This is a genomic window from Nocardiopsis akebiae (genome assembly GCF_018316795.1).
GTDB classification, from domain to species: domain Bacteria; phylum Actinomycetota; class Actinomycetes; order Streptosporangiales; family Streptosporangiaceae; genus Nocardiopsis; species Nocardiopsis dassonvillei.
The window spans coordinates 524,382-542,453 of the sequence record NZ_CP074132.1; the positions used below are offsets into that span (position 1 = coordinate 524,382).

Sequence of the window (18,072 nt, forward strand, 5' to 3'; positions counted from 1 at the left end):
TTCAGGGAGGTTGAGGGTTATGTCTGTTTACATCAATTCGTTTCTAAGGAAAGAGGACGGAACCCTTGTCTCTATTCAATCATGGGAGGGGCCGATCAGGGATCCTGAATACCTGGAGGGTGCCCTGGAGCTAACTGTTAACGAAGTCCCCTTGATCACGCCTTCCATGTGGGACTATATTGACGAACTGTGGGCATACATCCTCAATTCTCTTGAGGAGCTCACTTCCGAGAAATCAACGCACACATATTTCCCGGACCAGCCGATCAAGCTGGAGATGAAGAGGCTCGCTCCTGGCTGGATTCAGGTCTCCATTAGCTCCAGGTCGGGGAAGTTCGACAATTCAACTCAGGTGCAGGAGAATCAATTTTATCAAATTCTGATCGACAAGGGAGAGGAATTCTTCTTGCGAATGCGGGAATTGACCCCGGGGGGTCGGGATCAATATGAAACTGAGATCGAGAAATGCAAAGCCCTCCGCGCTGACTGCTCGAAATAGGAATTTTCAGACCTTGCTTGTCGAGCTGGCGTTTCCTGTTATTTGCTCCTGTCTGGAAAGGGTGCAGAGCAATGAGTGCAGGGCGCCAAAATCGGTACGACTGGGGCGCGTTTCGCGGATCGCGGCGGTGTTGAAGGAGGTCACATCCACGCTCCAGTCCGACACGAATCCGGGGGAGTCCACCTCTTTCGGTGCTGGGGGCGGCTATGGCATCCAGGCACCCGAACCCCACGAGCTCGTGGACCGGCGGGCCCCGACCTCACCGACAGGATCATCTGAGCGTAGATACGCGGCCTAGATTGCATACCTGTTTGGCTCTTCTCGTTGTGGCGGAAGTCGACGGGAGCACTTGTCCCACCGCAACGCCGTCGGACTCCATGTCCTACTCAACGAGTTGGGGTCCACATGTTCCCGCTGCCCGACAAGGTCAGGCGCGATGTGCTGATCGCCCTGTTGCACGGCAAGCTGCGGAACATCCGCACGCGGTCCGTCGAACGCGTTTCCGGCGTCTGGAGTGTGACCCGCTCGGGGCTGGAGCGGTTGTGAGCGGTGCGGGCACGGATCGCACCGCGCCCGCACCGTCCACCCTCAGCCGGCGGCGCGCTCCGGGGGGAGCGCGGTAGCCCGGAAGCCTTCGAGGACCTCCTGGATCGTGTCGACCTCGGCGTCGGAGAACACGCTCTCGGGGCCGCCCGGAGAGACACTGGTGAACGGCGGCTCGTAGAGGTCGCCGACGTCCAGGAAGCCGTTCTTGGCCACGTAGTCGACGATGAGCTTGAACAGGCGCAGCTGGTTGGCGGAGAGCTTCCTGCCCGCCTGGAAGCCGTCGAAGGCGGCGGAGACGGCGTCGCGCTCCATCCCGCTGAAGGAGCGCAGGAACAGCCCCAGCCCGCCGTGCTCCTCCTCGGCGCGCTCGATGTCCTTCTCGGTGCCGAAGCCGCCGTCGAGGAACACCCGCACGAAGTGGTCGATGTCCGCGCTGGTCAGCTGCCGGTTGCGCATCAGCTTCTGCACGGACAGGTCGCTCTCGTGGTTGCGCACGTAGGTACGGACCTTGACCTCGAACCGGGTCCAGCCGCCGCCCACGTCCAGGCCGCTGAGCTCGGTCCGCGTGAGCTCGCCGAGCTCGTCCTCGAAGTCGGAGTAGACGATGCCCCGCCGGGTCTTGGGGATGAGCCGCACCAGGCCGCGCACGCGGCGGCGCATGACCTCCAGCATCGGCAGGGTGACGTCCTGCCACCAGGCGTCCGAGACCAGGTCGGAGAGGAGCTCGCGCTGCCTGGCCACCACCGGGTTGTTCAGGGTGGTGGGGTCGAGCAGGGCCTCGGCGATGTCCTGGACCTGGCGGCGCAGCTTGTCGAAGCCGGGCTCGGGCTCCAGGACGCCCAGCTGGAGGCGCAGGGCCAGCAGGTCGAAGCGCTTGGCCTCCTGGCTGTTCTCGTCCTCCTTGTACGCGGTCGGCAGCGGGGCGAGGGTCTCGGTGAGCTGGTCGCGCTTGTCCTCGGTGATCCGCCGCCACGCCGCGGGGTCCTGGTAGGCCTCCACCGTCTCCAGGTGCGGCCGGACCTCGACGTTGCGGGAGTTCATCCCCGCCACCTCCAGCTGGAGGCGCTCGGCCAGCGACCGGCGCAGCCCCGCCTCGTCGGCGGGGCCGTCGGAGGCGGCCGCGGAGCCGTCCGGGGCGGGGGCGGTGCCCTCCTCGGGCGCGGCGGCCGACTCCCGGGCCGGGGAGTGCCGGTCCAGGCCGTACAGCAGCTCCGCGCGCCTGCGGAAGACCTTCTCGCGCGTGGACGGCTGCACCCTGGCCTCGGCGGCGGGGAGGTTCTGGTTGAAGAACTCCACGTTGCGGCCCAGGTCGAAGACGAGGAAGCCCGTCTTGTGGTCCTCGGGCCCGAACAGGTCCGGGCACTTGCGCGTGCCGCGCCCGATCATCTGCCAGAACTTGGTCCGGGAGCGCACGAGCTTGGCGAAGACCAGGTTGAGCACCTCGGGGATGTCCACGCCGGTGTCGAGCATGTCCACCGAGACGGCGATGTGCGGGGCGGAGTCGCGCCGGGAGAACTTGTCGAGGATGGACTGGGCGTAGGTGGTCGAGTGCGTGATCACCTGCGCGAAGTCGCCGCCGAGGTCGGGGTAGAGCTCCTGGAAGCGGTCCACGATGAAGTGCGCGTGCTTGACGTTGCGGGCGAAGACGATGGTCTTGCCGAGCCGTTCGCCGCCCTCCACCTTGGCGCCGTGGCGCATGAGGGTCTGGAGGGCCTTGTCGATGGTGTCCTTGTTGAACAGGTGCTTGTTGACCTCGTCGGCGGCGATCGCGTCGGGGATTCCGTCGTCGTCGTCCCACTCGGTGAGCTCCCAGGCCTCCTTGTCCTCCTCGGACAGCTCGTCGTACCTGATCCCCTCGCGGGGGAACTTCAGCGGCACGTCGATGGTGGTGGGGCTGACCAGGTAGTCCTCCTTGACCGCCTCCTCCAGGCCGTAGACGTCGGTGGGGACTCCGTCCTCCAGGTGGAAGAGGCGGTAGGTGTTGCGGTCGATCTCGTCCTTGGGGGTGGCGGTCAGGCCGACCAGGAGCGAGTCGAAGTAGGAGAAGATCGCGCCGTACTTGTGGTAGACGGACCGGTGCGCCTCGTCCACGACCACGAGGTCGAAGTAGCCGGGACCGAACCGGCGCACCTCGTCGGAGGTGTCGTTGATCAGGCCCATCATGGTCTGGTACGTGGACACGTACACGCGCGCGTCCGCGCCCTTCTCCTCCAGCAGGTTGACCACCGGGGTGCTGGGCAGGTGCTGCTTGAAGGCGCCGTGGGCCTGGTTGACCAGGGCCTGGCGGTCGGCGAGGAACAGCACGCGCTTGATCCAGCCCGCCCGGTTGAGCAGGTCCACCAGGGAGATGACGGTGCGGGTCTTGCCCGAGCCGGTGGCCATCACCAGCAGGGCGTCGCGCTGTTTGTCCTCCTCGAAGGCCTCGCAGACGCGGCGGACGGCGCGGGACTGGTAGTGGCGGTTGACGATGTCGCTGTTGATCGCCACCCCGGCCAGGGCCTGGCGTCCGGCTCGGCGCATGACGAGCGTGCGCAGCTCGTCCTTGGTGTAGAAGCCCTGGACCTGGCGCGGCGGGTAGCCGAAGTGGTCGTCCCAGACGAAGGTCTCGTAGCCGCTGGTGTAGAAGATGACGGGCCGCTGCCCGAACTTCGCCTCCAGCGCGTCGGCGTAGGCCCTGGCCTGCTGCTTGCCGTCGCGGGCGTCGCGGGTGGTGCGCTTGGCCTCCACCACGGCCAGGGGCTTGCCGTTGTCGTCCCACAGCACGTAGTCGGCCCAGCCCTCACCCGAGGGCGTGGGCAGGCCCTTGAGGGGGTACTCGCGGTCCTCGGGGTCGGAGAGCGCCCACCCGGCCTCCCGTAGGAGGAGGTCGATGATGTGGGTTCGGGTCTTCGCCTCGTCGTAGTCGTGCTGGTCGGGAAGCTCGGCGTTGGCGGCCTTGGCCTCCTTGATCTCCGCGCGCAGCCGGAGGATCTCGGCGTCCAGGTCCTTGGTGCGCCGCTGGGCCCTGGCGAGTTCCTCCTGCTGGCGGGCGAAGTCCTCCGCCATCTTCTGGATCTCGGCCTGCTTCTTCTTCCGTACCTCGGCGGGGACCGGGGTCGGGATCAGCTTGCGGTCGAAGGACAGGCCGGAGGCCGGTGCGCCGTCCTTCGCGCGGGTGTAGTTGCGGGCCAGCCAGTACATGACGTGGAACAACTCGATGGTGGCCCGCACCGCGTCCTGGGGCGAGACCGGCCCGGGGCGGTGCACGGCGGCGTTGCCCTGGCGGCGGATGACGTCCATCTTGGTGCGGACCGCCGGACCGGCCAGGTTGACCATGGTCGGTTCGGCGATCCGCGCGGCGAGGTCGCTCTGGTAGGGGGTGCGCAGGGTGTCGTCGGCCTCGTAGAGCCAGTTGACGGCCAGTTCCAGCGTCCGGCGCGCGTAGAAGCAGGACACGCGGGGGTCGGCCACGGCGAGGCGCTCGGCGCGGATCGCCTCGTTGTGGAGTTCGGGCCATTCGGTCTGGAGGAAGGCGAAGTTGCTCACCAGGCACCTTTCCCGGAGGAGGGGACAGGACGGGATGCGGGCAGCGGGGTGATGGAGTTGTGGGGCCGTGCGGCTGTGGGGGCTACACGGTTATGTCCCGATCGTCCCACAGGGTGCCGTCAAACGCGCGCTGCTGGACGGAGGCGAAGAGCTCGTCCAGGTGGGAGAGGTGGGCGGTCTGCTCCAGCTTGAGTTCCTGGATGGCGCGGATACGCGAATCGAACTCTTCTTGAAGGTGGGACGGAGGAATTTCGATGGACAGCCCCAAGAGTCGTGACTTGGAAATATTTACCATAGAGGCAGCACTTCCGCCCGCGAGTTCTTGGACCTTTCGTCGTTTTGTCGGGTGTATCAGCAGTCGGTGTAGGTAGTTTTTGGTTAGTGGGGAACCGGATTTAAGGTTGATGCGGAATATGAGATCGGGCATGAGGAGCTGTGGGGGTGTGTCATTGACCAATGCACATGCAGCAACGAGTTCGGGCGTGTTCTTCCGGGTGAAGAGCAAGTCGCCCGGGCGGACCTCATGTGCGGGGTTGAAGTCTTCAGTCGACGGAAGCGCTTTGTTTTCCCCCGGTAGGTATTCGCAGCTGGTCACGGCGCCCAGCTTGAGGACTCCCCACTCTCCCTCCCCCGCCGGAGTGCTGTGACACTTAGGACTCTTGCCGCTGTCGATGCTTTCGACGAGATCACCGAGTTTTTTCCTCGGCCATGATCGGGTGTTGGCTACCGGATCGCCGAACATGTCGAGGAAGATGGACTGTGTGAGCTCGTCGAGGAGTTCGATCGACCTGCGCATCCGTGATCGGAGAGTGCTCACCTCATTCAAGAGGGAGGATATGTTCCGTTGGATGGTGATATTTGGAAGGGGGATAAGGGAAGACTTTATAATTTTGTCTGAGACGGCGGGATAGCTCTGGCCGGTTGCCTTCAGGCACATGTCGTTGACAAAGCTACTTGTTTGAACCCAGTGGAGCAGGTACGAACTGTCGACTTCTTCTCCTGGGCGGAGTACACAGAATCCAGTGGATGCCGTTGCTCCATCCAAGTCGGCGGGGACAATCGCTACACCGTTAAGATTTGGTCGGACAGTGGAGATTAGGACATCACCGTCCCTGACAACTTGGCGTGCTCGGCTAGGTGCTTGGGAGGATTGAATTTCCTCAGTTCTCCCAATCTCCTTATTTTTTTGGTCGACGGAGCCGAGGTCAATATAGGTGAACTTAATTTCCTGGCTGAGGGTCTTTGGGTTCCATGTGGATACTTTATTGGTTACTTCGCCGATCTTTCGGTATTTCATGGGTTGAAAATTTCTTTCAGTTGGGAGAGGCTTTTTTGGTTTTCTGATTGTAGGGTTTCGAGCTCCTCGATGATCTCCAGAGGGGGCCGGTACTCGGTCCCCTCATAGATGGTTTCCTTGTAGCGGCTGAGGCTCAGGTCGTAGTCCTGTGAGGCGATGTCAGCTTTGGGTACGCAGAAGCTCTGGTCTGTACGGGCACGGTCCTGTTCGTTGCCGTCTCGGCGTGACCATCGAGCGAGTACGTCGGGGAGGTTGTTCCTCTCGTGTTCGATTTCGTCTAGGTCTTCGGCGAGAGCACCGATCTTGTCCTCGGGAAGCAGAGGAGACCGCTTGTCATCGAGGCTGTAACCGTCAGCTGTGACGTCGTAGAACCAGACGTTGTCGGTGCCACCAGCGTTCGTCTTGGTGAAGAACAGAATCGCGGTGGACACACCCGCGTACGGTTTGAAGACACCGCTCGGGAGCTTCACCACGGCGTCCAGCTTCTGGTCTTCCACAAGGATCTGACGGATGGCCTTGTGCGCCTTGCTGCTACCGAACAGCACACCCTCAGGCACGATGACGGCGGCACGACCACCAGGCTTGAGCAGACGCAGGAAGAGTGGGAGGAAGAGCAACTCCGTCTTCTTCGTCTTGATGATCTGCTGGAGGTCCTTGGCCGTGCTCTCGTAGTCCAGACTTCCGGCGAACGGTGGGTTGGCGAGGATGAGCGAGTAGCGTTCCGCCTCGTCCGCGACGCTTTCGGCAAGGGAGTCGCGGTAACGGATGTCGGGCTGCTCCACACCGTGCATGAGCATATTCATGCTGGCGATCCGCAGCATGGTGCTGTCGAAGTCGAAGCCGTGGAACATGCTGTGGTGGAAGTGCCTTTGGTTGGCAGCTTCCAACAGGGCATCGCTGTGCTCGGCGCGCAGGTGCTCGGAGGAGGCGACCAGGAAGCCCGCTGTGCCACACGCAGGGTCGCAGATCTCGTCCTGGGGGCCGGGGTTCATCATCGCCACGATGAGCTGGATGATGTGCCGGGGCGTACGGAACTGCCCGTTGTGGCCCGCAGTGGCGATCTTGCCGAGCATGTACTCGTACAGGTCACCCTGCACGTCGCCGTCACCGAGAGGCAGTTTGTCGATCATGTCGACGGCCTTGGTCAGCAGGTTGGCGTTGGGGATGGTGAAACGGGCATCGCGCATATGGTGCGCGTACGTGGAGTCGTCACCGCCGAGCCGCTGCAACCAGGGAAAGACCACCCTGCCCATCGTGTCGAACAGTGTGTCCGGTGCGAGCTCCTGGAGCTTGGTCCAGCGCAGGGCCTCGTCATCGGGTGTGTAGACAGGATCCTTGATGGGCCTGCCTGTGCGCTGGTGCTGTCTGTCCTTGGCTGCTTGGATGTCCTCCAGCCTGCGGAGGAACATCAGGTAGGTGATCTGCTCGATCACTTCGAGGGGGTTGGAGATGCCTCCGGACCAGAACGCGTCCCAGAGGCGATCGATCTTGCTCTTCAGCTCGCCGGTAATCACGCGGATCAGCGTAACGCCGCCGTACGACCTGCCCAGCCTGGATGCGGGAACCGACGCCGAGCAGAGACGAAGGTTCCGGTCCCGAGTCCGGGAGCCCCGCTACGCTGCCCCTGTCCGTCGTACGTTCGGAAGGAGCGGCCAGGTGTCGGAAGGTCACAGCGAGCACGGTAGCGAGATGGACGGGCTTCTCGACCGTTTGGGGGAAGAGCTCCAGTCGCTTGTCCAGGAGTTCAGCGACTACTTCGGCTCGGTCGAGGAACAACTCGAAGTGGATGTGGACCTCGCGGACTTCAACTTCACCGAGGTCAGGGAGTCCCTGGGAGCGACGATCGTCGCGCTGGGCCGTCCACCTCGCGATCTGGTCATGTCTTACTTCCGTCTGGCGGACGTGTGCGGTCCTGAGCTGCTTGAGAGGGCAGCGTTCGATTGGAGCGATCGGCTTTCCGGGGCCGAGTACAAGCCCAGCCCCGACGTGCCCCGACTGACCGAGGCCGGTCTGCCGAAGGTCGAGGAAGAGGAGTTCGAGGACCTTGGCAACGGGAAGTCTCTCAAGGTCTACCCCTGCCCGCAGGAGGACTCCCTGAGGGAGCGGGTCGGTGACTGCGCCGACCACATCCGGTTCCTGGGCCGGTATTTCGAGGACGTGCAGTGCGCTGTGCTGGACGCCCTGTGGGCTTTCGACCGTGTCGGGGCCGAAGAGGAGATGCGCAGACTCGAAGCGCTCGGGCGCGAGGTGGACGACGCGCTATGCCTGTGGGAGCGAGAGGTCTCTAAGCTCTACGAGGAGTCACCTGGATCGCTCGGGCACGCGGGCGACATCATGACGGCGTTCGAGGCGTCTCTGAGAAAGCCGCGCTGATCACCGTGTCCGGTCCAGGACTGGAAGATTGCAGCTCCAGGCCGGACACGTGCGTTCAGCGGTTGCCGCCCTTTGCGGTGTCTAGGAAGGCCTGCCACTCGGTAGGGCCAAAGGCGAGGGTGCTCAGGTCTCGGTTCTGAGTGTCGCGGACGGCGGAGAAGGCGGGGGTGTCGGCCACTTCCACACAGGCGGTCTGATCGGCGCTGTAGCTCGCCTTCCTCCAGGCCGCCCTGCTCAGGATGGCGGACTGACTCTCAAGCATCATGGCTCGTCCTTCTACAGTTCTCTGCGAATCCCCAGCAGCAGGTCCCGCAGCATGTTGCCGCCAACTCCGGCGAGGCGGAGTCGGTTGAAGACCGCTTCGTGGTTACCGAGGTCTTCGGCGCTTTCCAGGAAGAGGTTACTTCGGTACCCCTCCAGATAGACGGTCGAGAGTCCGGAGACAGACAGCTTCAGGATCATGAAGGTGGGCACGACCATTCCGACGTGCGCGCCTGCTACATGCGGGATGACCTGGAGAGTGATCTTGGGATGTGCGGACAGCTCCAACAGATGGGTGAGCTGCTCGTACATGACCTGCCCGCCTCCAACCTGCTGGCGGACCGCGCTCTCGCCGAGGATCACCCACATGTCGGGGCCGTCCTCGGACAACACCTGGCTGACACGCTGTCGGCGGACCTCGATCTGCCGTTCGAGGTCGTCCGGGGCGATAGAGCTGCTGACGCCGGTGATGACTGCGCGTGCGTAGGCCTCGGTCTGGAACAGGCCGGTGACAACGGTGCTCGTGTACGCCTCGATCTCTGATGCGCTCGACTCCAGACCGATGAACGTGCCGTAGCGCTGCTCAAGCGCATAGGACTGCCACCAGCCCCGCTTGCCCGCCTGACGGCGTAGCTCAATCAGCGCTTCGGCTTCCTGGGACGGAAGTTCGTAGTGCCGGGTCAGCTGGCGCAGCTCCTTCTCACGAGGCACACGCAACGCGGCCTCCCAGCGGCTCACGGTCGAGACGGTGACTTCGAGAAGCCTGGCGACTTCGGTGATCGTGAGGCTGTGTCGTTCTCGCAGCTGTTGAAGCTCCCGACCAAGCTGCCACTGGGCGACGGTGGGTGTAGTGGAGGGCACGAGAGAGGACCCCATTAATTAGAGTTGCCAGTTAGTCTTGCCAAGACTATTACACAGAGTCATACTCTGACTATGGCCGGTGTCCGCTGCCGGAGTGGCGCGATCACGCGAACCGATGTTAGGGCCGGTTGTCCTCGTGGGCACGGTGATCGTATGCGGGCACGGCAAAGCCCTGGCGGGTGCTTCAACACCCCCAGGGCGCGGCCAGTCAGTACCGAATCTCCCGAACGGAGCCTCTGGCATGTTCATTCTGCCGCGTAACCCCGAACCCGAGTACACCTCCCCCGTTATCCACAGCCTGTGGAAACCGCGCCTCTATCCCGGGACCCTGGACACCACCGCGCGAGTGCGCGCCGACCTGCGACACGACCTGGCCAACACGCCCACCCTGCTCGGGCTGCCCGTCCTGGACCCGGACCTGGTCGACTCGATCGTGCTGTGCGCCAGCGAGATGTTTGCGAACTCCTGCGAGCACACCCGTTCCGGCGAACAGGACGGCCGGGTCATCCGCACCCTGACCCTGCCCGAGCAGCGCACGCTCCGACTCTCGGTCATCGACGACGGCTACCGCGACACCGACACCCGCCCGCGCATCCCTCGCCAGCGCACCGAACGGGACTGGCACGAGGCCGAACGCGGCCGGGGCCTGCTGCTCATCCACCACCTCGCCGCGTGCTGGGGCACCCGACAGGTGATCGGCTTCCCGTTCTGCGAAGGGCTCGGCACCGTGCTGTGGGCGGACTTCGACCTGCCCTCCGACCCCGACACCCTCTCCGCCACTTCCACCGCTTCCGCCTCCGCTGCCAGCGCCTCCGCCGCGTCTGCCCCGGAGGACGTCCGATGACCGCGCCCGTCCTCACACCCGCCGCACCCGCGCTCTCCTCGGACATGCGACGCGTCCTGGACGCGCCCCGGGGCCAGCGCTTCGGCCGCCCGGGGGCCCGGGCAGCGGACCGCACGGCCAAGCGTCCGGCGCCAGCCCCGCCGCCTCCGCTCGTCTCTCTGGGCCGGACCCCGCGCGAGCGCGAACTGCTCGCCCGGATGCCGGACACGCCCCGGCTGCGCTACCGGCTCACCCACGGGGATGTGCCCGCCTGGATGATCGAGTCCGAGTCCCGGAAGTCCCGCCCGCACGGGGCCTCGGCCCCTGATCCGGAGCCCCGAACCCGCCCGAGGCCCAGGCCCGGACCCGAGCGCGGGCCCGCTCCCCGGCCCGCCCCCGGCGACGGCCCCGGGCCCGAACCCCTGCCGGTTCCCCGCCCACGGCGCGAGCGCACGCCTCCGCCGCCGCTGCCGCGCAGGTCGGACCGCCCCCGCCGCACAGCGAGCCACCGCAAACCCCGCCGCCGCCTGGGCTGGACGGTCGCGGGCTACGCCCTGGCCACCGCCGCCGGGGCCCTCGCCCACCACCTCACCGGCTTACTGGCCTGATCCGCCAAGCGGGGCAACCGACCACCATGGAGGCCGCACCGGTACGAGGGGCCCGGTGCGGCCATGGTCGTCAGCGGCCTCACTGCGGCGCTGGCCTTCTCCGCGCATGTACTCCAGCAGAGAGAACCCGCCCGAACCCAGCGGTGGCTGTCGACCTTGCGACAGGTGGTCTTCCCGGCGAAGAGACGCCCCGCCCCGCGGGGGCAGCTCCGCGGGCCGTCGCCGACACGCGTCGGGGCGGGCGTCCGCGCCCGCCCCGGTCCCGCGGTGACCGCTACCCGGTGAGGTCCTCCTCGTCGGGGCGCACCGAGTCGGGGCTGAGCGGGTCGTGTCCCACCGACATCAGCCGGTGCCGCCACGCCGCGTCCTCGCGGTGCGGGTCCGCCAGCTGGCCGCGGACGTACTCGGTCACCTCGCGCATCAGCTCGACGTCGGCCTCCGTCACGTCCACACGGCGCTTGTTCAGCAGGTTCACGACCGCCTCGCCCCTCCGGGACACCGTGTGCCCCGGTTCGGTGCGGAAGGCGTCCTCGCCCGAGGCGCTCGTGAGCAGCCACTCGCGCAGCTGCTCCCCGCTCATGTTCACCACCGCGTGGAACTCCTCCCACGCCTCGTCGACGGCGGGATCGTGCTCGGCCATGCTCTTCCCCCTAGGTTTCGGTTTCATCGCTGTTCAGGGCCGTCGGTGCGCTCCCCGCGCGACCGCGTAGCCCGCGGCTCCCACCGCGAACCCCGCGGCGCCCAGCAGTGCCACGGTGCCCCGCCGCTGGCTCAGTTCCTGGAGCAGGCTCGACTCGCGCGACTCGTCGTCGAACTCACCGTGCGCGCCGAAGTCGTACTCGTCGTCCAGGGGACGGAACAGGTTGTCGCGCGCGGGCGGATGTGCGTCGCGCACCTGGCTCTTTCGTCCGGTGAGCCCCAGCTGCCAGTCGAGCACCCTCGGCGCGAACCGCTGGCCCAGGACGGTGGCCACCGTCGAGATCCCCACCCAGTACCGGCGCCGCCCCGGGTGCTCGGCACCCCAGACGATCGCCCGGGCCGCGACCTCGGGTTGGTACACGGGGGCCACGGGGCGCGGGCGGCGGCCGTCCAGGTGCGCGCGCGTCCAGGTGAACTGCGGGGTGTTCACCGCGGGCAGGTGCACCTCCGTCACCCGCACGCCCGATCCGCGGTGGATCAGCTCGGCCCGTACCGAGTCGGTGAACCCGCGCATCGCGTGCTTGGCTCCGCAGTACGCCGCCTGCAGGGGGATGCCGCGGTAGGCCAGGGCCGACCCGACCTGCACGATCACCCCCCGGTCCCGGGGCAGCATGCGCTCCAGGGCGGCCCGGGTGCCGTACACGTAGCCGTGGTAGCAGACGTCGGTGACCCGGCGGTACTCCTCCGGCTCCACCTCCATGAACGGGGAGATGACCGTGGCGAGCACGCAGTTCACCCACACGTCCACCGGCCCCAGCTCCGACTCGACCTGGGCCAGGGCCCCGCGCACCGCCTCGGCGTCGCTCACGTCGACCCGTAGCGGCAGCGCGGTCACGCCCTCGGCGCGGGCCTCCTCCGCGGCGGCCTCCAGCCCCGTCCGCCCCCGCGCGAGCAGCGCGACGGTGTACCCCCGCCGGGCGAACTCGCGCGCGGTCGCCCTTCCGACGCCCGCGCTGGCTCCGCTGACCACCGCGATCCGGCCGTTCGGTCTCCCGGCCACCTCGGCCACCCCCACACGGGTCGACACGGCCGCTTCCGGCCCTTCGCCCCCTCCGCTACCCGCTAGCGCCACCCGGTATGTACATGCCGCGGCAAGCGTCTGAGCTGTCGTTTCGCCGGGGGCGCCCCGGGGCAGTCGCACATGAGGGGATCCCGGGAACACGACACGACTCGGAGGTGCGGATGGCACAGGGCGCCGCGAGCATCGGCGACCACGGCTTCCTCTCGGACTGCCACACCGCCGCGCTCACCACACCCGACGGCACGGTCGACTGGCTGTGCGTTCCCCGGTTCGACGGACCCGCCCTCGTCTCGGGCGTCTTGGACCCGCGCGGAGGCGGGTGGACCCTGGAGGTCGAGGGGGCTAGCCCGGCCGGACGCGCCTACGTCGACGACACGCTCGTCCTGGAGACGCTCTGGCGGGGCACGGACACGGAGGTGGCCGTCCGCGACCTGCTCGCGGTAAGGCCGCGGGAGGGCGGGACGGGCCTGTACCGGGAGGGTTTCCTCCTGCGGGTCGTCGAGTGCCGCTCCGGGAGCACGTCCGTGCGCTCGCGGTTCGACGCCGGGCCCGACTTCGCTCGTGCCGAACCCGTATGGGAACGGGTGGACGGCGGTCTGCGGGAGGCCTCGGGGCCGATGCTGTCGGGTTCGTCCGCGCCCGCGCCCGCGCGGGATGGCGTGCCGGAGTACCGCGTGGAGCTGGCCGAGGGCGACACCGCCGTGTTCGCCCTGGACTACCTGGAGGGCGGGCGCCGCGTCGGCCTGGGTGAGGGGCGGGCGCTGCTGCGGGAGACCCTGGACGCCTGGCGTGAGTGGTCCGGGCGGACCGACTACGACGGGGTCGGCGCCACGCACGTGCGCCGCAGCGCCCTCACCCTGCGCGGTCTGCTCCACGAGGAGAGCGGCGCCCTGATCGCCGCGCCCACCACGTCCCTGCCCGAGTGGCCGGGAGGCCCGCGCAACTGGGACTACCGGTACGTCTGGCACCGCGACGCCGCGCTCGTCGTCCTGGCCTTCCTGCGGCTCGGGCACGCCGATGAGGCCGGGCACTACCTGCGCTTCCTGCTGCGGATGTGCGGCCAGCCGATCGACTGGATCCCGCCGGTGCAGGCGGTCGACGAACAGCCGCCGCCCGGGGAGGAGACCCTGGACCACCTAGCCGGACACGCCGGGTCCAGACCGGTCCGGGTCGGCAACGACGCCTACTCGCAGCACCAGCTGGACGTGTACGGGCACGTGCTCGACGCCGCGCTGTCCTACGAGGAGGCCACCGGCGGGCTCGGGCCCGGGGACGTCGAACAGCTCTCCTCGATGGTCGACGCGGCGTGCCGGATCTGGCGTGAACCGGACGACGGCATGTGGGAGGTGCGGTCGCGGCCGCGGCACTGGACGAGTTCCAAGGTCTACGCCTGGGTCTGCCTGGACCGCGGGGTCCAGCTGGCCACCGAGTCCGGCAAGGCGGGCGACGACGTCCCGCTCGACGAGTGGCGCAAGGAGCTGGACGCCGTGCGCCGGGAGGTCCTCGACCGGGGCTACGACGCGGAGGCCGGGACCTTCACGCAGTCCTACTGCTCGTCCCACGTGGACGGGTCGCTGCTGCGTATCCCGCTCCTGGGTTTCCTGGAGGGGACCGATCCGCGCGTGCTCGCGACCATGGAGCGGGTGGACGCGGAGCTGGGCGGAGAGGGCGGACTCGTCCGCAGGTACGACCCCGGGACGACCGACGACGGACTGGGCACCCCGGAGGGCGCCTTCCTCCTCTGCTCCTTCGACATGGTCTCCGCCCTGGTGCTCGCCGGGCGGACCGATGAGGCACGGCGGAGGTTCGAGGGACTGTGCGGGAGCTCTGGAGAGCTCGGACTGCACGCGGAGGAGATGGCCGCCGACGGCACCATGCTGGGCAACTTCCCCCAGGCCTTCACCCACCTCGCGCTGATCGAGGCGGCGGTCAACCTCGACCAGGCCGGGGACGGGGAGGCGCTGCACTCGTGGGTGCGCGACAGGTCGGGCGGCGCGACACGACGAAGGAGGACCGGAGCAGATGGCTGACCAGAACACCACCGGGGACATCAAGGAGACGATCCAGGAGGAGGCGGAGGCCTACCGGGGCGACAGCGACCAGCCCCTCTTCGGGTACACGGCCGTGGCCTCGGGCTACCTGGCACTGGTGGGGGTCGGACTGCTCGCCGCGCGCCGGTTCCGGGGCAGGCGCAGGGCCGAGAGCGTGGGCCCGTGGGACTTGGCCCTGATGGGGCTGACCACGCACAAGCTGTCCCGGATGCTGGCCAAGGACGCGGTCACCAGCCCGCTCCGGGCGTTCTTCACCCGCTTCCAGGGTGTCTCGGCCCCGGCGGAGCTGGCCGAGGAGGTGCGCGGCCGGGGCGCCCGCCGGGCGGTCGGCGAGCTGATCACCTGCCCGTTCTGCACCGCGCAGTGGATCGCCACGGCCTACGCCTTCGGCCTGGTGTTCGCCCCCGGGGTGACCCGGGGGACCGGGGCGGTGTTCAGCGCCGTGGCGGTGTCCGACTGGCTCCAGTTGGCGTACGTGCGCCTCCAGAAGGCCCAGGAGTAGCGCCGCCGTCCCCTGGAGCCGGTGCCGCCACGCCCCGGTGACCGGTGGGCACCGGCGCAGTGCCGGTCCCGGCCACCGGCTCGGACCACGGCCCGGGGGCACGCCGCGGAAGCGGGCACGTCGTGGAGGCGGGGGCGGGCGACCGGCCGGTCGCCCGCCCCCGCCTCCACGCTGTCAGGACCGGTGGCGCTTTCCCCGTCTCCCGTGCTTCCCGTGCTTCCCGTGGTCACTGTGCTTCCCGTGACCACTGTGAACCCCAGGGCCGTCGTCGTCCGCGTGGTGCTCGTGGCTGCCGTGACCGCAGTGGCTTCCGTGTCCCTCGTGCTTCCGGCGGTCCCGACGGCCTCGGTGACCTCCACGGCCTCCGGTGCTCCCGTGGCCTCCGTGGCAGCACCTCTCCTCCGCGTCGTCCCCGGAACCCCCGGTTCCGGCCACCACGCTCTCGGGCGACTCCCCGACCATGAGTCCGAAGACCACGTGGTCGACCAGGAACGCCCACCGCTCCCGGGGCCGACGCCTGCGCGCGTGGGCGAGGCCGAGCGCGGGCGACACGGCCAGTTCGTACGCGCCCCAGACCGCCACACCGAAGACCGGCCCGGCCAGCCGCCACCGCCTCACCCGGCGCGGCAGCAGCGTGAAGGCGGTGCCCGCCGCCGCCCCGTACCCCCAGTGGGCCAGTTCGATCGCGGCCTTCCTCCGCTCCGGGGCGACGCTCTCCAGCAGGGCGGGCACGCCCTCCGCCAGAACGGCCTCGGGCGGTGTGCGCCGCACGAACCCCGTTCCGACCTCCACCTGCCGCATACCGCTCATGGCCATCGCACCCGCGACACCCCGTACGGCCCCCCGCAACCACGGGTGCTTCGGAGGCGAATCCGACTTCCTGCCCATCTCCCGGCTCCCTTCGCGCGCACACCCTTGCGTGTACCTCCCTGACCGCCCCGCGGCGTCTCCACACGCCTCGGCGGGCGAGTGGGTTGAAGGCGGGGGCCCTGGGTAGTTGTGGCGACCACATGACCGGTGCCGAGGAGGCCGTTCGGGGGTAGGCATGGAGGCCCGCAGGGGCACGGACGTGGTCGGAAGCGCGTCGATGGCCTGGTGGCACGTGCCCGGGCAGGGGCCGCCGGTGGTCTGCGTGCACGGCGCGGGGATCTCCTCCCGCCAGACGCTGCCCGTGGTCAGGGCCCTGGAGGGAAGGACGCCCGCCTGGGCCGTCGACCTGCCGGGGTTCGGCGCGAGCACCGCACCCGACCACGCGCCCACGGTCACCGGACTGGCGGACTCCCTCCTGGCGTGGCTCCGCGTCCGCGGGATCGAGCGGCCCTGCCTGCTCGGGCTCTCCCTCGGAACGCAGGTGGTCGCCGAGGCCGCGGTGCGCGCGCCCGACGAGGTCGGGTCGCTCGTGCTGGCCGGGCCCACGACGGACCCCGGGGCGCGCTCGCTGCCCGAGCTGGCCGCGCGCCTGTTGCGCGACGGCATGCGAGAGGACCTCTCCGTGATCCGCTCCGTCGTGGCCGACTACTGGGACGCGGGGCCGCGCAGGGACGTCCGCAGTCTTCTGGCCAGCCGCGAGCACCGGATCGAGACGGTCCTGCCGAGGGTGGTGCAGCCGACCCTGGTCCTGCGCGGAGGCGAGGACCCGCTCTGCCCGGGGCCGTGGGCGCGGCAGGCCGCCCGGCTGCTGCCCCAGGGGCGGCTGGTGACCCTGCCCGGACAGCCCCACGCGCTCACCGCCGCCGCCCCCGGGCAGGTCGCCGACCTGGTCGAGGATTTCGCGCGGGAGACCGCACGAGACCGGAGGGCGGAGGCCGGATGGTCGCCGAACGGCTGAGGCGCACCGCGGCCAACGCGCGCGCGTGGCTGCGTCGGGCCGTCGAGCGGCGCGGCTACGAGCGCGAGACCGCGGTCATCATCGCCAAGTGCGTCATCGCCTCCACCGGAGCCTGGGTCCTGGGCGCGCTCATGGTGGACTCCGCCCAGGTCGGCTTCGCCCCCTTCTCCGCCCTCCTGGTGGTGCGCCCCAGCGTGTACGGGTCGGTGCTCAAGTCCCTGCGCTACGTCCCCGCGGTCTTCCTCGGCGCCCTGATCGCGGGTCTGACCGGACTCACCGTCGGGCTCAACGTGTGGTTCTTCGCCCTGGCCGTGCTCCTCGCGGTGACGGTGGGGCAGTTCACGGTCTTCGGAGACCAGGGCAAGCAGATACCCGTGGTGGCGTCTTTCGCGCTCGCGGGAGGTACCGCGGGCAGCCCCGTGGACCTCGGAACGCTGCTGCTCATGGTGCTGGTGGGGGCCGGGGCCGCGGTCGTGACGAACACGGTCTTCGCGCCCGCCGTCCGCTTCCGCGACGCCGAGAACGCCGTGCTCGACTTCACGGACGGCCTGCGCGACCTCACCCGGGAGATGGCCGGGGCGCTCCGCGGGGGCAGTGACGGACTGGACGACGCCGCCTACTGGGCCCGGGTCGCGCAGGGGTTCGACAACACCGAGCGCAACGCCCGTGAGTCGGCCTCCCAGCAGGAGTACCGAGCGCGCCTGAACCCGCGGCGGCTCCTGGCCGGTCCCTCACCGAAGAGGGCGCCGAAGGCCTACTACGGCTGGATCCTCGCCCTGAGCCGGTCCGCGCGCCACATCCAGTCCCTCATCCGCACCCTCCGTGCCGCCAGCGGAGGCCGGTCGCGCTTCCCCCAGCCGAGCGACGCCTTCCTCCGCGAGTTCGCCCCGCTCCTGGACGCGGCGGCGGACGCGTTCGACGCCGTCCACCAGGCGGGGGAACCCGAGCGCGACACCGTCTCCGCCGACCTGGACTCCCGTCTGGAGGGGGGACTCCGGCGCATCGACCGGGTGCGGGAGCACATGAGCGAGGACTGGGACTCCGAACGCTGGCCCGTGCACAGCGCGCTCCTCACCGACCTGGAGCGCCTGTTCGAGGAGTTGCGGGAGGGTCACGAGAACAGCGAGGAGGGGGCGTCGGGCAGTACGGCGGGGTAACGGTCCCGACAGGGGGGAAGG

General features: G+C 68.5%; 17 protein-coding genes. 9 read left to right on the forward strand and 8 right to left on the reverse strand.

Annotated elements, in window-relative coordinates; genetic code table 11:
- Positions 1-19 precede the first annotated feature (19 nt).
- The gene (locus KGD83_RS02260; protein WP_212642296.1) at positions 20-499 is read left to right on the forward strand and encodes a hypothetical protein; all 480 of its coding nucleotides are present in this window, start codon (positions 20-22) and stop codon (positions 497-499) included.
- A gap of 405 nt (positions 500-904) precedes the next feature.
- Positions 905-1,045, forward strand: coding sequence for a hypothetical protein (locus tag KGD83_RS02265; protein WP_212642297.1), 141 nt, complete (start codon positions 905-907; stop codon positions 1,043-1,045).
- A gap of 42 nt (positions 1,046-1,087) precedes the next feature.
- Here the strand turns inward: KGD83_RS02265 and KGD83_RS02270 are convergent, their stop codons facing one another.
- The 3 genes from KGD83_RS02270 to KGD83_RS02280 all read right to left on the reverse strand — a co-directional run bounded on the left by KGD83_RS02270 (position 1,088) and on the right by KGD83_RS02280 (position 7,381).
- Positions 1,088-4,570, reverse strand: coding sequence for a DEAD/DEAH box helicase family protein (locus KGD83_RS02270; RefSeq protein WP_212642298.1), 3,483 nt, complete (start codon positions 4,568-4,570; stop codon positions 1,088-1,090).
- Positions 4,571-4,652: 82 nt separating this feature from the next.
- Positions 4,653-5,867, reverse strand: a complete 1,215-nt coding sequence (locus KGD83_RS02275; RefSeq protein ID WP_212642299.1) for a restriction endonuclease subunit S — start codon at positions 5,865-5,867, stop codon at positions 4,653-4,655.
- A complete protein-coding gene (locus KGD83_RS02280) occupies positions 5,864-7,381 on the reverse strand; it encodes a type I restriction-modification system subunit M (protein ID WP_212642300.1) in 1,518 nt (505 codons plus the stop codon). Before KGD83_RS02280 ends, KGD83_RS02275 begins: the two co-directional genes overlap by 4 nt.
- Before the next feature lie 142 nt (positions 7,382-7,523).
- On the opposite strand from KGD83_RS02280, the gene KGD83_RS02285 reads away from it, so the two are divergent.
- Entirely contained in the window at positions 7,524-8,240 is a 717-nt protein-coding gene (locus KGD83_RS02285) for a hypothetical protein (RefSeq protein ID WP_212642301.1), read from the forward strand.
- A gap of 55 nt (positions 8,241-8,295) precedes the next feature.
- Here KGD83_RS02285 and KGD83_RS02290 read toward each other — a convergent pair whose 3' ends face one another.
- Complete coding sequence (locus tag KGD83_RS02290; RefSeq protein WP_249352087.1) at positions 8,296-8,505, reverse strand: DUF397 domain-containing protein; 210 nt, start codon at positions 8,503-8,505, stop codon at positions 8,296-8,298.
- A gap of 11 nt (positions 8,506-8,516) precedes the next feature.
- The gene (locus tag KGD83_RS02295) at positions 8,517-9,377 is read right to left on the reverse strand and encodes a helix-turn-helix domain-containing protein (RefSeq protein ID WP_249352088.1); all 861 of its coding nucleotides are present in this window, start codon (positions 9,375-9,377) and stop codon (positions 8,517-8,519) included.
- Between the two features lie 226 nt (positions 9,378-9,603).
- On the opposite strand from KGD83_RS02295, the gene KGD83_RS02300 reads away from it, so the two are divergent.
- Together KGD83_RS02300 and KGD83_RS02305 are read left to right on the forward strand one after the other, a co-directional pair.
- Positions 9,604-10,206, forward strand: coding sequence for an ATP-binding protein (locus KGD83_RS02300; RefSeq protein WP_212642303.1), 603 nt, complete (start codon positions 9,604-9,606; stop codon positions 10,204-10,206).
- The gene (locus tag KGD83_RS02305) at positions 10,203-10,793 is read left to right on the forward strand and encodes a hypothetical protein (protein WP_212642304.1); all 591 of its coding nucleotides are present in this window, start codon (positions 10,203-10,205) and stop codon (positions 10,791-10,793) included. The genes KGD83_RS02300 and KGD83_RS02305 overlap by 4 nt, the downstream gene beginning before the upstream one ends.
- Positions 10,794-11,067: 274 nt before the next feature.
- Here the strand turns inward: KGD83_RS02305 and KGD83_RS02310 are convergent, their stop codons facing one another.
- Positions 11,068-11,433: a DUF3140 domain-containing protein gene (locus KGD83_RS02310; protein WP_212642305.1), complete on the reverse strand. Its 366-nt coding sequence runs from the start codon at positions 11,431-11,433 to the stop codon at positions 11,068-11,070.
- A gap of 33 nt (positions 11,434-11,466) precedes the next feature.
- Positions 11,467-12,519 carry an SDR family oxidoreductase gene (locus KGD83_RS02315; protein ID WP_212642306.1) on the reverse strand — a complete coding sequence of 351 codons (1,053 nt, stop codon included), beginning with the start codon at positions 12,517-12,519 and terminating at the stop codon, positions 11,467-11,469.
- 155 nt (positions 12,520-12,674) lie between these two features.
- On the opposite strand from KGD83_RS02315, the gene KGD83_RS02320 reads away from it, so the two are divergent.
- Positions 12,675-14,543, forward strand: coding sequence for a glycoside hydrolase family 15 protein (locus KGD83_RS02320; RefSeq protein ID WP_212642307.1), 1,869 nt, complete (start codon positions 12,675-12,677; stop codon positions 14,541-14,543).
- Complete coding sequence (locus tag KGD83_RS02325; RefSeq protein WP_212642308.1) at positions 14,536-15,066, forward strand: DUF1360 domain-containing protein; 531 nt, start codon at positions 14,536-14,538, stop codon at positions 15,064-15,066. Before KGD83_RS02320 ends, KGD83_RS02325 begins: the two co-directional genes overlap by 8 nt.
- A gap of 174 nt (positions 15,067-15,240) precedes the next feature.
- On the opposite strand, the gene KGD83_RS29075 is transcribed toward KGD83_RS02325, so the two are convergent.
- Positions 15,241-15,876 carry a hypothetical protein gene (locus tag KGD83_RS29075; protein WP_338036948.1) on the reverse strand — a complete coding sequence of 212 codons (636 nt, stop codon included), beginning with the start codon at positions 15,874-15,876 and terminating at the stop codon, positions 15,241-15,243.
- Positions 15,877-16,111: 235 nt separating this feature from the next.
- On the opposite strand from KGD83_RS29075, the gene KGD83_RS02335 reads away from it, so the two are divergent.
- The gene (locus KGD83_RS02335; protein ID WP_212642309.1) at positions 16,112-16,894 is read left to right on the forward strand and encodes an alpha/beta fold hydrolase; all 783 of its coding nucleotides are present in this window, start codon (positions 16,112-16,114) and stop codon (positions 16,892-16,894) included.
- Positions 16,876-18,051, forward strand: coding sequence for an FUSC family protein (locus tag KGD83_RS02340; protein ID WP_212642310.1), 1,176 nt, complete (start codon positions 16,876-16,878; stop codon positions 18,049-18,051). Before KGD83_RS02335 ends, KGD83_RS02340 begins: the two co-directional genes overlap by 19 nt.
- Positions 18,052-18,072: the final 21 nt, after the last annotated feature.

Coding starts and splice junctions, on each gene's coding strand:
- KGD83_RS02275 (WP_212642299.1), bottom strand. CDS start 5,867: ATGAAATACCGAAAGATCGGCGAAGTAACCAATAAAGTATCCACATGG.
- KGD83_RS02310 (WP_212642305.1), bottom strand. CDS start 11,433: ATGGCCGAGCACGATCCCGCCGTCGACGAGGCGTGGGAGGAGTTCCAC.
- KGD83_RS02305 (WP_212642304.1), top strand. CDS start 10,203: ATGACCGCGCCCGTCCTCACACCCGCCGCACCCGCGCTCTCCTCGGAC.
- KGD83_RS02320 (WP_212642307.1), top strand. CDS start 12,675: ATGGCACAGGGCGCCGCGAGCATCGGCGACCACGGCTTCCTCTCGGAC.
- KGD83_RS02290 (WP_249352087.1), bottom strand. CDS start 8,505: ATGATGCTTGAGAGTCAGTCCGCCATCCTGAGCAGGGCGGCCTGGAGG.
- KGD83_RS29075 (WP_338036948.1), bottom strand. CDS start 15,876: ATGAGCGGTATGCGGCAGGTGGAGGTCGGAACGGGGTTCGTGCGGCGC.
- KGD83_RS02260 (WP_212642296.1), top strand. CDS start 20: ATGTCTGTTTACATCAATTCGTTTCTAAGGAAAGAGGACGGAACCCTT.
- KGD83_RS02325 (WP_212642308.1), top strand. CDS start 14,536: ATGGCTGACCAGAACACCACCGGGGACATCAAGGAGACGATCCAGGAG.
- KGD83_RS02300 (WP_212642303.1), top strand. CDS start 9,604: ATGTTCATTCTGCCGCGTAACCCCGAACCCGAGTACACCTCCCCCGTT.
- KGD83_RS02340 (WP_212642310.1), top strand. CDS start 16,876: ATGGTCGCCGAACGGCTGAGGCGCACCGCGGCCAACGCGCGCGCGTGG.
- KGD83_RS02265 (WP_212642297.1), top strand. CDS start 905: ATGTTCCCGCTGCCCGACAAGGTCAGGCGCGATGTGCTGATCGCCCTG.
- KGD83_RS02295 (WP_249352088.1), bottom strand. CDS start 9,377: ATGGGGTCCTCTCTCGTGCCCTCCACTACACCCACCGTCGCCCAGTGG.
- KGD83_RS02335 (WP_212642309.1), top strand. CDS start 16,112: ATGGAGGCCCGCAGGGGCACGGACGTGGTCGGAAGCGCGTCGATGGCC.